The organism is Frankia sp. CcWB3 (assembly GCF_977927595.1).
Map to the genome: position 1 here is coordinate 1 of NZ_CDWRCK010000043.1, position 12,392 is coordinate 12,392.

11 protein-coding genes are annotated in these 12,392 nt (G+C 70.9%); 6 read left to right on the top strand and 5 right to left on the bottom strand.

The annotated features are described in order from the left end of the window. Positions 1-80 precede the first annotated feature (80 nt). Positions 81-1,403, top strand: a complete 1,323-nt coding sequence (locus tag ACY5KJ_RS05610; RefSeq protein WP_462188338.1) for an MFS transporter — start codon at positions 81-83, stop codon at positions 1,401-1,403. On the opposite strand, the gene ACY5KJ_RS05615 is transcribed toward ACY5KJ_RS05610, so the two are convergent. Both ACY5KJ_RS05615 and ACY5KJ_RS05620 read right to left on the bottom strand, forming a co-directional pair. Then, complete coding sequence (locus tag ACY5KJ_RS05615; protein WP_462188337.1) at positions 1,363-3,759, bottom strand: AAA family ATPase; 2,397 nt, start codon at positions 3,757-3,759, stop codon at positions 1,363-1,365. The two genes, ACY5KJ_RS05610 and ACY5KJ_RS05615, sit on opposite strands and share 41 nt — an antisense overlap. Positions 3,760-3,761: 2 nt before the next feature. After that, entirely contained in the window at positions 3,762-4,439 is a 678-nt protein-coding gene (locus tag ACY5KJ_RS05620; protein ID WP_462202922.1) for a hypothetical protein, read from the bottom strand. A gap of 546 nt (positions 4,440-4,985) precedes the next feature. Between ACY5KJ_RS05620 and ACY5KJ_RS05625 the strand changes: the two genes are divergently transcribed. Beyond that, positions 4,986-5,408 (top strand): hypothetical protein, encoded by a 423-nt coding sequence (locus tag ACY5KJ_RS05625; RefSeq protein ID WP_462188335.1) that lies wholly within the window; start codon positions 4,986-4,988, stop codon positions 5,406-5,408. Here the strand turns inward: ACY5KJ_RS05625 and ACY5KJ_RS05630 are convergent. Genes ACY5KJ_RS05630 through moaA form a run of 3 tightly spaced genes read right to left on the bottom strand, consistent with a single transcriptional unit; the run spans position 5,372 to position 7,530 of the window. Then, positions 5,372-5,728, bottom strand: a complete 357-nt coding sequence (locus ACY5KJ_RS05630) for a DUF6457 domain-containing protein (protein ID WP_462188334.1) — start codon at positions 5,726-5,728, stop codon at positions 5,372-5,374. The two genes, ACY5KJ_RS05625 and ACY5KJ_RS05630, sit on opposite strands and share 37 nt — an antisense overlap. Further along, entirely contained in the window at positions 5,729-6,574 is an 846-nt protein-coding gene (gene mobA, locus ACY5KJ_RS05635) for a molybdenum cofactor guanylyltransferase (protein WP_462188333.1), read from the bottom strand. Continuing rightward, positions 6,571-7,530 carry a GTP 3',8-cyclase MoaA gene (moaA, locus tag ACY5KJ_RS05640; protein ID WP_462202927.1) on the bottom strand — a complete coding sequence of 320 codons (960 nt, stop codon included), beginning with the start codon at positions 7,528-7,530 and terminating at the stop codon, positions 6,571-6,573. The genes mobA and moaA overlap by 4 nt, the downstream gene beginning before the upstream one ends. 302 nt (positions 7,531-7,832) lie before the next feature. Between moaA and ppgK the strand changes: the two genes are divergently transcribed. The 4 genes from ppgK to ACY5KJ_RS05660 all read left to right on the top strand — a co-directional run bounded on the left by ppgK (position 7,833) and on the right by ACY5KJ_RS05660 (position 12,328). Next, positions 7,833-8,669 (top strand): polyphosphate--glucose phosphotransferase, encoded by an 837-nt coding sequence (gene ppgK, locus ACY5KJ_RS05645; RefSeq protein WP_462188331.1) that lies wholly within the window; start codon positions 7,833-7,835, stop codon positions 8,667-8,669. Positions 8,670-8,963: 294 nt separating this feature from the next. Then, positions 8,964-10,685, top strand: a complete 1,722-nt coding sequence (gene sepH / locus ACY5KJ_RS05650) for a septation protein SepH (RefSeq protein ID WP_462202923.1) — start codon at positions 8,964-8,966, stop codon at positions 10,683-10,685. A gap of 158 nt (positions 10,686-10,843) precedes the next feature. Continuing rightward, positions 10,844-11,044 (top strand): DUF7455 domain-containing protein, encoded by a 201-nt coding sequence (locus ACY5KJ_RS05655; RefSeq protein ID WP_009742431.1) that lies wholly within the window; start codon positions 10,844-10,846, stop codon positions 11,042-11,044. A 246-nt stretch (positions 11,045-11,290) separates the two neighbouring features. After that, on the top strand, positions 11,291-12,328 hold the full coding sequence (locus ACY5KJ_RS05660; protein ID WP_462202924.1) for a YihY/virulence factor BrkB family protein: 1,038 nt from the start codon (positions 11,291-11,293) through the stop codon (positions 12,326-12,328). Positions 12,329-12,392: the final 64 nt, after the last annotated feature.

Genomic DNA, 12,392 nt, shown 5'->3' on the forward strand with positions numbered 1-12,392 from the left:
AACCCGCCCTGGAGGAAAATGTTTACCTGATGCGAAATAACGATCTGCCGGCCGGCGTTGCCCTCACTGGAGGTGCACGTATGACCCTGCAGATGGAGAAGGTAGCCGGTTCGGCATCGAAGGCGGCAGGTGGCACGTTCGCCGCCCTGCGGGTGCCGAACTTCCGGCTCTTCCTCGGCGGCCAGATCGTTTCGCTCTGCGGGACATGGATGCAGACCATCGCCCTCGGCTGGCTGGTCCTCTCGCTCGGCGCCTCCGGCACGGCGCTCGGCCTCGTCACCGCCGCCCAGTTCCTGCCGGTGCTGTTCTTCGGGCCCTACGGCGGTCTGCTCGCCGACCGGACGGACCGGCGCCGCCTGCTGATCTGCACGCAGGTGGGTTCCGGGCTCGCCGCGCTGGCTCTGGGCATCCTCGACCTCACCGGTACGGCCCAGCTCTGGATGGTCGGGGTGGCCGCCGCGCTCATCGGCCTGTGCAACGCCGTCGACAACCCGGCCCGGCAGAGCTTTGTCCAGGAGATGGTCGGGCCGGAGCACCTTCCGAACGCGGTCACCCTGAACTCGGTCGCGATAAACGCGGCGCGCATCGTCGGCCCGGCGATCGCCGGCGTCGTCATCGTGCTCGCGGGCACCGCCGGCTGTTTCCTCATCAACGCGGCCTCCTTCGGCGCGGTCCTGTTCGCCCTGCACCGCCTGGACATCTCAGCGCTGTACGATTATCCGCCGATACACCGGGCGCCGGGGCAGCTGCGGGCCGGCTTCGCCTACGTGCGCCGCACGCCGGCGCTGCGCGTACCGTTGGTCATGATGGTGGTGATCGGCACGCTGTCCTACGAGTTCCAGGTCGTGCTGCCGCTCCTGGCCCGGGAGACCTTCGGGGGCACCGCGGCCACGTACAGCCTGATGACCTCGGCCATGGGAGCGGGCGCGGTCGTCGGCGGCCTGCTGGTCGCCCGCCGCCGCCGGATCGGGCCCCGGGCCCTGAGCCTGACCGCGATGACCTTCGGTCTCATCCTGCTGCTCGCCGCCGCCGCGCCGACGCTGCCGCTCGAGATCGCGACGATGGTGCTGCTGGGCGCGACGAGCGTCGCCTTCATCTCGACCGGGAACGCCACGGTCCAGCTCTCGGCCGACCCGGCGATGCGCGGGCGGGTGATGGCGCTGTGGTCGGTCGCGTTCCTCGGCACGACGCCGGTCGGCGGCCCGATCGCCGGCTGGGTCGCCCAGGCCTTCGGCGCGCGCGCTGGGTTGCTCCTGGCCGCGGGCGCGGCCATCGGCGCGGCGTTGTACGCCTTCGGCTCCCTTCGGACCAAGACCGTGAAGGGCAAGACCGTGCAGGGCACACGTCCGGACCCGGGTCGGCTCAGTCCGATCCGGCCGCGGGTGCCGCCTCGGCGGGGCTGACGGCCGCCCGGCCGAGGTCGGGGAGTGTGTGCAGCTCATGGGTCTGCCCACGATGAGCCTGGACCGCGTTGGAGTGATAGCTCTCGGCGACAGCAAGGAAGTCGGGCTCGTGGTAACGGCGGCCGTCGACGGTGGGACCGAGGTGCCCCTCCATAATGGCCTCCACATCCTCACCGGTGATCGTCTTGTGGGTCTCCAGTGCGTGGGTGAGGGCCAGGATCTCCCGCCGGTTCGCGGCGAGCACCTTCTCGGTACGGGCGTAGAGCTCCCGAAGTTTGCCCTCGACCTGCTCGCCGAACGGCCGGTCGGCGTCGATGGAGGCGTTACCCATCTCCTGTTCCAGCATGGACAGGCGCGAGGCCAGAGTCTCCCCCATCGCCGCCGAGGAGATGAAGTTGGCCACGAGCAGGGTCGCGCTGCGCAGGTCGCCGCCGACACCGACGGTGTTGTCCCCCTCGAAGAACATCCGTTCGCCGACGAGCGAGGCGAGGGAGACCATCACCTGCACCTCGATCTCGGACTTCCACATGAACATGCGGTCCTCGACCGCGACGTGCGCCACGAACCCGCCGACGCCGCCGCGGCGTTCGATGGTGGCGAGGTCGATCACCCGCCCGCGCTGCATCCGGTAGGCGACGACGGCGTGGCACGCCTCGTGCAGGGCGATGCTGTGCCGCTCCCGGTCGATGTGCTCGTGGTCGTCGGCGAGGCCGTATTCCTTGATCACCCTGGCCTGGAGCATGTCCTGCCAGGTGATGACCTCCCGGCCGTCCTTCACCGCCTGGACCAGAGCCTCGTTGACGGTGTCCTTGATGGTCGCCCCGGTGGCCTCCGGGCTCATGATGGCCAGCCGGTCGATCTGATCCGGCGTGAGCTCGTGGCACACCTTCGACAGATAGCCCTCGAAGGTGCGGATCCGGCCCTCCTTACTGGGATAGCCCACCTTGTACTGCCGGTCGATGCGGCCGGGGCGCAGCAGTGCCTCGTCGAGCGACTGCGGCATGTTCGTCGCCATCATGACGAGGATGCGGTACTTGGGCGGCGGCTTGGGCCGCATGCCCAACGTCCGGCGCACCACCCGGTTGAGGAAGCCCCGCGGCTTCTTCAGGCCGGACATCTCGGTGAGCAGCGCCTGCAGGGTGCCGTCGAAACCACCGCCCCCGCCCACCACAAACTGCTCACGGGTGATCTCCGCGCGGGCCGCCCCGCTCAGGTAGGACAGGCCGTTGCACAGGTCCCCCGGAGCGGCCTCGCCCACCGATCCGGGGGACCCCGAACGGGCGAACCACGACCGGGCGCCGGTTCCGGCCCCGCGGCCGAATCCCCCGGCGAGCTGACCCCGGCTCCCCAGCGTGTCGGCCTCGTCGAAGAAGACGATCACCCCGCCATAACGCAGGGAGAGCTTGCGCAGCTTGCGGAACAGCGATTTTACCTTGAGGATGCCGACCCCAATGAACATCGCCTGGAAGGCACCCGGGTCGACGAACACAAAGGGCTTCCCGGTCTCTCCCGCGACCGCCTCGGCGATGAGCGTCTTGCCGGTGCCCGGCGGCCCCCAGAGCAGGATGCCGCCGGGAACATGACCACCCCGGCTCTCGATCTCCTCCGGCCGTTCCAGGTAGAAAACGTTCTCCTTCACCCGGCTGACGACGTGGTCCTGCCCCCACACGTCGGCGAAGCGGGTGGTGATGTCCTCGGGGAAGTAGACGTCGACGCCGCCCTTGGACAGGAACCAGAACATCACGACGAACTGGCCGACGACGAGGACCATGAGCAGGACGATCTGCAGAACCGCCGGGATGGCCTTCCAGACGGCGCCGGGGGCGTTCACCATCGCGTCGAAGACCGAGGTGTCGGCCAGGCGGGCGTAGACGAACAGGACGAGCGCGGCCCCGACGATCCACTTCAGCGCACGGCTGACCCGGTACCGGTTCCAGTCGTTGAGCCGCAGGAGCCGACGCTCGGCCTGCCCGAAGACCCGATCGGTCCAGAAGACGTAGTAGCCCGACCACCGTTCGCCCAGGAACATGTGGAGCTGGTGCACCAGTTCCACGCCCAGCAGGGCCAGGATCCACCAACTGTTCCTGGCCTGGATGCGGATCGAGTCGGCCCACGTCATCAACGGGTTGCCGGACACGTCGGCCGCCACGACGAAGACGAAGACCGCCCCGAGCAGGAGCAGGAACTTCACCCGGTCCCAGAAGGCGAGAGGACGGCGGCGTGGCTTGCCGGCGGTCGCGCTCGCCGGTTCCGCCTCCGTATCCGTGCCACCGGGGCCGGGACCGGCCGGACCGGCGGCATTCGGCTTCGGGTCCCCGCCGTCGGCGGTCCCACCTGCCTGGTCTCTCACGCCCATGGCTACTGACCTCGGTCCGTCGGCTCGATCGTGAAGGACTTGGCGACATCGCCGATCTGCTGACCATGCGTGGCGTAACACAGCGACGAACACGCGAGGATCAGCTGGTAGAGCACTCGCTGACCATTGTCGAGCAGGCTCGTCTGATCAATAGTGACCAGTCCGGCCTGGGTCTGCACCTGGTAAACGAGGTGCACCCCGTGCACACCGTCCTTCTTGTGCACAACCTCGTCCGCGAGTAGCAGGAAGTTCGGCGTCAGCCGCGCACCGTAGGGGTTCTGCCGCACGGCCTGCTCCTGCGCGGCCACCGCGTCGTCGACGGAGAGGACGAAGTTGCGCAGATCGTTGGTGGAGACCGCGTTGGCCTCCTCCGGGAGCAGGTGGCGAACCTGGACGAACCCCTTCGGCTGCGTTGCGTCCGGCACGAGGAGCCGGGTGTTGTCGAACCGCTGGGCCGCGTCGATGCCGACGACCCATTCCCGCGGCATGAGACCGCGCAGCATCTCGGGGCTGACGTTGCGAGCGTCGATCCCGAAAAGCGCAGGCCCGGGCATCTCCTGGTGATTCCACCCGGTCGGGACGCGCACAAACGCGCCGTCCTTCTTGTTGGTTACGTATTCGTAACTCGGCGAGCCGCAGGCAGCGGCGGCGAGGAACACCGAGACGATTACGCTGAGCATCAGCAGGGTGCCAGGGGCGGACTTTCGGCGCGGACGTGTCATCCGACGTCGAGCCTCCACGGCGAACCTCCAGCTTCGCGAGGTTGAACACATGGTGCGGCGCCGGGCCATGGTCCTTTGCTTTCCTTCGAAAAGTGTGACTCAGGACGGGGTCGACATACGCAACCTTCGCTAAAAAGAGAGAAAGTACATACCCTCCGCTGTCGAATGCTCCGGGTGCCCGACGCCGCCCCGGCACACCGAACCCCGACTCGGTGACCGCAGGAGTCAAGACGGTCACAATAAGTCATGATCCGCCTGCTGGGCAACACGAACGCCGACATCGAGGTGGACGCCGCTGCCCGGCCTCGGATCGGCCTGTGCGGCATACCCCGATCCCCCGCTGGTCGAACCAACGTCCCCGGCATGCCGCACGCCTCCTCCAGGTCGGGCCCCAGGCCGGGCCCCGGGTCGGGTGAAACACCATCCCGGGTGAGGCACCCTGGCCGCACTCGAGCGGTGCGGCCACGGTCGGGCCGAACGCGGCATCCCAGGCACACTGTCGGTATGGCGCACTATCGGCATGGTCGTAAGGTTCCCGCGCTTCGTCCCGCGCGGCGGCACCTCATCGGCGGACTGACGGTGGTCGCGGTGTTCGTCCTGGTGGGGCTGGCCGCCTGGAACCCGGTCGCGACCCTGCCATCGCTCGCCGCGATCATCATACTCGGCGTGATCGACTGGGTCGTCGTGACGGCCTCCCCCACCTCCGGCGACCTGCCCTCCGGACCTGCCGCCTTCGCCGGGGACGAACCTGGCTGGGAGGGCGGGATGGACACACCGACGCAGGTACTGCCGAGGCTGACCTTCGGATATGCGCGGGCGTCGGCGCGTGGCGAGGAGTACGCGGAGCCGGACCAGGACGCGGTGCACACCATGGCGATCGACATGCGCGGCTACCTCGACGAGGCGGGTCCGGGCCGGATGGGCTGAGCGGACCCGGTCCCCGCCCGCGCCCGCGCCCGCGCCAGGAGGCCGAGCACGGCCGACGTCGCCGCGCGCGCCGCCGCGGCCTCCCGCTCACCATCCGTACCCCCCTCGCCGGCACCCTCGCCCTCGCCGGCACCCTCGCCTTCGCCATCCTCACCGTGGGCACCGCCCGCGTTCCGGCCGGCGGCCAGACCGACCAGGAACGCGGTGAGTGGCGCCGCGGGACGCGCGACCCCGTGGGCGACGTCGCGCGCGAGATCGAGGACGGCGCCCACGTCGATCCGTGCCGCGTCGAGGCCGAGCTCGGCGCAGACGTCCGACACTCACTGCGCCAGGACGTCCCGCTCCAGGAGGTTCTTGTCCAGGACGTTCTTGTCCAGGACGTTGCCGGCACCCGAGCCGACAGCTGCGGCGGGCGGCGGGCGATGACGTCCGGCCTCCGGGGGCGGCGGGCCCACCGAAGCCCGATGCTCGGACCGCGACTGGTGCTCAGGCTGCTGGTCATCGGCGGAGGTCATAGGTCCATCGTGCCGGGCCGGGCCACGCTCGCCCACCGCGGCCCAGCGGCGGGCCCGCGCCACATCCGCCGGTTCGTCGCAGTCGAGGCAGGTCTGGGCGGCCGCCTGGACCGCGGTCACCGGACGGTCGGCGAACAGGTCGCGCACCGGGCGCCCGATCGGATCCGCGGGTAGCGCCGCCCACAACGAGGCCGTCCGCCACACCGCGGCCAGAAACTGCCGGCCGCCGTCCGGGTCGACCAGCAGCGCGGCCTGCGCCGCGGGATCCTCGACCCCGCGGCGCAGCAGCGCGATCTCCCGGCCGGTCAGGAACGGCAGGTCGGCGGCGAGGACGGCGACGAACGGTGTGCTGATCTCGACAAGGCCGGCGGCGATCGCCGCGACCGGTCCCCCGCCGGGCGGATCCTCCCGACACCAGCGCACCCGATCAGGCGGAACCGGATCGACGGCCAGGTCGCGCCGGGGACCGACGATGACCACCCGTTCGGCGTCCGGCACCGCGGACAGCACCCGGTCGAGCAGAGTGGAACCGCCGACCAGCACCGCCGTCTTGTCCCGGCCGCCGAGCCGGCGCGCCCCACCCCCGGCCAGCACCAGGGCACTCCAACCCACGGGGGCACCGGCATGCGACCCGGACCGGGCCACCGTCATCCGCCGATCGCGGACATCGGCCGGTCCGGCTGCCGAAAGGTCGGTTCGTCGATGCCGTGCCCCGCCTTCTTGCCCCGCACGGCCGCCCGCCACAGAGCCGCGAGCCGCTCGTCGTCCGCGCCGGCACGCATGGGGGTCCGCAGATCGCTCTCCCGCCGGGCGAACAGACAGTCACGCACCTGGCCGTCGGCGGTCAGCCGGACCCGGTCACAGGCCGCGCAGAACGGCGCCGACACCGAGGCGATCACCCCCACCCGCCCAGGCCCACCGTTCACCTCGAACAGCGCGGCGGGCGCACTGCCGCGGCCTGGCAGCGGCGTGAGGGTGAACTCCGCCCGCAGGCAGGCAAGAATCTCGCCGGCCGCCACCATCGTGTCCCGACGCCACGCGTGCTGCGCGTCCAGCGGCATCTGCTCGATGAATCGCAGCTCGTAGCCCTCCCGCAGACACCAGCGCAGCAACCGGGGGGCTTCGTCGTCGTTGACGCCCCGGGCGAGGACGCTGTTGACCTTGACCGGGGTGAGCCCGCTCGCGGCGGCGGCGGACAGTCCGGCCAGCACGTCGCCGAGCCGCTCCCGGCGGGTGATCCGGACGAACCGGTCCGCGTCCAGCGTGTCCAGGGAGACGTTGATCCGGTCCAGACCGGCGGCCCGCAGCGGGCCCGCCAGGCGGGTCAGGATCAGGCCGTTCGTGGTGACGGACAGTTCGGGCCGCGGCCGCAGGGCCGCGAGCCGCGCCACCAGCTCCACCAGACCCGGACGCAGCGTGGGCTCACCGCCGGTAAGGCGGACCTCGGTCACGCCGAGCCGTCCAACCGCGACGCCGACCAGCCGGACTACCTCGTCGTCGGTCAGCATCCGCTCGCCGGGGAGCCACGCGAGCCCCTCGGCCGGCATGCAATAGGTACACCGGAGGTTGCAGCGGTCCGTCAACGACACCCGCAGGTCCGTCGCGATGCGACCATGGGTGTCAGTGAGGCTCGTTCCTCCAGGGTAAGAGCCGTTCGTCTGAGTCGCGGCTCGTCCCGAGCCGGGCCACGCGGCGGCGGGCTCACCGGCGGGACGCGATCGGGACGAAGAGGCCACGACGTGGGCAGTCGGACCGTGGCCGCCCCGATCGCCTGCGAGACTACGACTCGTGCGGTCGACGGACGTCCGCGGTCGCTGGGCAGCGGTTCGGCCCACGGCACCGCGGCGGCACCGGCGGCACCGGCGGCAGGGCCGGCAGGGTCAGAACATCGGTAGGGGAGGGCTCGGCGGTGCAGGTCTTCGGGGTTGACGTCGGCGGAAGCGGGATCAAGGGCGCTCCGGTCAACGTCGAGGACGGGTCGCTGGCCGCGCCCAGGTTCCGGCTGGCGACTCCGCAGCCGGCCGAGCCCGCCGCAGTGGCCGCGACCGTGGCGGAGGTGGTCAGCCGCTTCGGCTGGTCGGGACCGGTGGGAGCCACCCTCCCCGCAGTGGTCAAGAACGGGGTGGCGCTCACGGCGGCGAACATCGCCCCGTCCTGGATCGACACCGATGTGGTCTCCCTGTTTGCCGAGGCGCTGAGCGGGTCGGCCGCCGCGACGGGCCCGGTGGACATCACCGTGGTGAACGACGCGGACGCGGCGGGCATCGGCGAGATGGCCTTCGGCGCCGGGCGCGACACCACCGGCCTGGTCGTCGTGACGACGTTCGGAACCGGGATCGGTACCGCGCTGTTCCTCCACGGCCAGCTCGTGCCCAACACCGAACTCGGCCACCTGGAGATCTCCGGACACGACGCGGAGACCAGGGCGTCCGATGCGGCCCGGGAACGCGAGGGCCTCTCCTGGGAGAAGTGGGCCAAGCGGGTGACCAGGTACCTCAACACCCTCGAGGCGCTGCTCTGGCCCGACCTCATCATCATCGGTGGTGGGGTGAGCAAGAGAGCGGACAAATACCTCGACCAGCTCGAGGTGCGTACCCGAGTGGTCCCCGCGCAGCTCCAGAACGAGGCGGGCATTGTCGGCGCCGCCATCTCCGGCCTGGTCGACCAGAACCGGCCCCGACCGGCTGCCCGGCCCGCCCGCCGCCGAGGTCCCGCGACCCGCCCCCCGGGCGGCAGGCGACCATAATCCACCGGTCGCGAGTCCACTCGTCCCGGATCCGGACGTTCCAGATCCGGACGTTGCGGATCCGGACGTTGCGGGACTGCCCGAACAGGCCCAACACGGTCAGACTGTGCGTGTCGCCCGCCGCCACGCCCGCGACCGACGCCATCAATGGCAGGCTGTCAGCTACCGGGATGCACAGGCTGAAGGCGGGTTGACGCATCATGTTGACATCCGCTCCCAGGCGCGTCCGGCCCAACGGTCCGCCCGCCGCGGCACGGCGACAAGCGGTACGGCTTCGACGGAGGAGGAGGCGCCATGCGCGAGCTGCGGGCGGTCGCACTCGGCGAGGACGGCGGCTACCTCGTGCTCACCGACGCGAACGGCAGGACGGACGGCGAGCAGTTCCGGGTGCCCGTGGACGACCGGCTGCGCGCGGCCCTGCGCGGTGTGCGTCGTAGCGAGGTGCGTACCGAAAGCGCGCTTACCCCACGGGAGATCCAGGCCAGGCTGCGCGCCGGGGAGACCGCGGCGGAGGTGGCCAGGGCCGCCGGGATCCCGGTGGAACGGGTGGATCGCTATGAGGGTCCCGTCCTCGCCGAACGTGCCAGGGTCGTGCAGGAGGCGCGGGCCGCGCTGCTCCCCAAGGATCCGGGGGGCGTGCCGGGACGGCCGTTGGGCGAGGCCGTCGACGCGCGGCTGATGGGAGCCCAGGACAATCCGGCCGCGGCGCAGTGGGACGCGTGGCGCCGCGTCGACGGCATCTGGCTCGTCCAGCTCACCTCGGAAAGCCGCTGCGCCCGCTGGACGTGGGATCCGGTGGTGCGCCGGGTGCGCCCGCATGACGACGCGGCCCGCACCCTCGTGGCGCCGGAGACGGCGGAGCAGCCGGCGCCGGTGCCCGCACCGTCATCTCTACCGTCATCCGTACCATCATCGTCGGCGGCGCTGCGGGCGGCGGGACCGGCGCTCACCCTTGTGCACGACCAGGGCATCCCCGCCATTCCGGCCAATCCCGCCACCCCGGTCCAGCCGATGGTCGCCGCGGTGCCGGAACCGGGCCCGCCGCCGGGAACACCGGCTCCGCAGCACAGCCTCCCCGAGCGGCAATACCCTCTGCTGCCCTCCCACCCGGCCGCGTCGTATCCCGGGGACACCGCGGGCGGTGGAATCGCGCCCGAGTCGCCCGAGTCGCCCGCCCGTCCGGAGGCGATCCAGGCGGCCGAACCGCAACCCGTGGTCGCGGACACCCGATCCGCGGACACCCGATCCGTGACCCCATGGTCCGTACCTGCCCGGTCCGCGGACCCCACGGCCCCGGGAGACCCGCGGTCGGCGGAGCGGAAGGCCGCCCGGGCCGAGGACGCCGAGTCCCTGGACCGTCCCGTCCGGCCCGAACCGATCCGCGGCGAGGTCTCTCGCCGGACGGCCGCGACGGGGCGAGGCGTTCCCGGCGGCCGCCCCAGGGTGGGGTCCGCGTCCGGGACCGGGCGATCAGGAGTGAATTCCCGGGCGGCCGTCGCGCCGGCCGGTCCGCAGCCCGTGACATCCACCACGTCTCCCACCGGGACAGCCGCCAAGCCGTCGGTCCCGGGCTCGGCGCAGGTACCTCCCGTCGCCGCCGTGGAGCGGGGCGGGACAGCCCCCGCCGAACCGGAGCCGTCAGCCCCAGCCGCCGGTACAGCAGCGCGATCCGCTCCCGCCGAACCGGCCGCGGCAGCGGGCACCGATGCCGCCGCAGCCGCCGTGACCTCGGCACCAGCCGCCCGCGCCGCCGGATCCGGCACAGGTTCCACGCCCGGGGCGCGCCGCACGGCGGCCCGGCGGGAAGCCTCCGCCAAGGCTCCCTCCGCGCAGACGGAGGAGGCGGCGCCGGACGGGACCGACGAGACGACCGTAGACACATCGAACGCCTCCGCTGCGTCACGGGCACGTCCGAGTAACACCACCCGTGGGAGCGAACGTCCGGCAGGCGGTCGACGCGGACGCAAGTCAGTGCCAGCATGGGACGACATCGTCTTCGGCGCCCGACGTCCCTGATCAGACGACCGGGCGCCCGGGACGGGTACCCGTCCGTGGTATGGAGGACCACGGACACCACGCCGCTCTGGATGCAACGACGCCGCGAGAGCCGGCTGTGAGTAAACCGTCACATGGTCAGCTGGAACGTCTGACCGCCTAACACAGTTGGAGTAGATGTGACAGGGACTACCACGAAGCCGACGCTGACCAATCTTGATCGTTGCGACCGGTGCGGTGCCCAGGCCTACGTGCGGGTCGTGCTGCCCGGGGGCGGCGATCTCCTGTTCTGCCGACACCACGCGAAGTCGCACGACTCGAAGCTGCGTGAGATGGCTGTTGAGTATCACGACGAGACCGACAAACTCAGCGTGTCCTGAGCTCGGCCGCCCAGGCACACCAAAAGGGACACATCGCGATCTAGCGATGTGTCCCTTTTGGTGTATCCAGTTTGATATATTCAGAATCCTGGTTGCTTCCTTGCTGCTGGCCAGCGGCCCATCCGTTACTCCGGGTGGCCTCCGCCGCGATCACCCACTCCGTTCCTGGATGCCCTTCGGCACCCAGGAACGCCAGGCCATACGGTGGGGGCCGTGTCCGCCACGGGAAACAAAGCACCGGCTCCCGTGGCATCGTCCCCGGTGAGCGGCCGCTGGATGGTGTTGCTGCGCAGAGTGGCCGTCGAGGTGAATCCCGGGCTGCTGACGCGGGCCAGAAACCATCACGCCGCGGCCTGGACCGCCATCCGGCGCAGCACGCTGTTCCACCGGCTGCCCCGGGGACCCCTGCGACTGGCCCGTCGGACCATCACCAATGCCTGGCGGCACCGGGTCCTGGGGCTTGCGGCCGAGGCGGGATTCTGGCAGCTGCTGTCCCTGCCCCCGCTCCTGCTGTCGTTGTTGGGAACGCTCGGCTACGTCGGTGACGCCATCGGGGCCGACGCCCTCGACCGCGCCCGGCAGAGCATCCTTCGCGGCGCAGGCGACCTGCTGACCGAATCGGTGGTCGACGACGCGGTGCGCCCGACCATCGACCAGATCCTCTCCCGTGGCCGACCAGACGTGATCTCCATCGGTTTCGTGCTGTCCCTGTGGACCGGGTCAACCGCGATGGCGACCTTCGTCAACACCATCACCATCGCCTACGGCCAACGCGATCTGCGCTCGGCGGTGCGCAGCCGGCTCCTGGCGCTGTGGTTGTTTCTCGCCCAGGTGGCCAGCGGGGTCATTCTCCTGCCTGCGCTGGTCCTGGGGCCCGAACTGATCTCGCGGATCTTCGACGCCGGTCGCCATCCCCTCGTCAGCACCCTGATCCCACTGCTCTACTGGCCGGTCGTGGGACTCGTGGCCCTGGCGATGCTGACCTCGCTATACCACCTCTCGCTGCCAGTACGCCAACCCTGGTGGCGGGCGCTGCCCGGAGCGATCCTCGCGCTCGTCTGCTGGCTCGTGGGTAGCGGCGTGCTGCGATACTACCTGGAGATCGCGTTCAGTAACGAACTGGTCTACGGCTCGCTCGGATCACCGGTGGCGGTGCTGCTGTTCTTCTACATCACCGCGCTGGCCGTGCTGTTGGGCGCGGAGCTCAACGCGGCGCTGGACGAGCAGCCACCGCGCCGTCGGGGCAGCCACTCGGCACTGAACGCCTCGAGGCCACCTCAATAGGTGCAGGACACCCCGCCCGCGTCACCCGGGACGGACCTTCCCGCCGCGCTGGCCGGGGACCAGA

Excerpts from the sequence above, each read along its gene's own strand:
- ACY5KJ_RS05610 (WP_462188338.1), top strand. The coding sequence starts at position 81 with ATGACCCTGCAGATGGAGAAGGTAGCCGGTTCGGCATCGAAGGCGGCA.
- ACY5KJ_RS05615 (WP_462188337.1), bottom strand. The coding sequence starts at position 3,759 with ATGGGCGTGAGAGACCAGGCAGGTGGGACCGCCGACGGCGGGGACCCG.
- ACY5KJ_RS05620 (WP_462202922.1), bottom strand. The coding sequence starts at position 4,439 with ATGCTCAGCGTAATCGTCTCGGTGTTCCTCGCCGCCGCTGCCTGCGGC.
- ACY5KJ_RS05625 (WP_462188335.1), top strand. The coding sequence starts at position 4,986 with ATGGCGCACTATCGGCATGGTCGTAAGGTTCCCGCGCTTCGTCCCGCG.
- mobA (WP_462188333.1), bottom strand. The coding sequence starts at position 6,574 with ATGACGGTGGCCCGGTCCGGGTCGCATGCCGGTGCCCCCGTGGGTTGG.
- sepH (WP_462202923.1), top strand. The coding sequence starts at position 8,964 with ATGCGCGAGCTGCGGGCGGTCGCACTCGGCGAGGACGGCGGCTACCTC.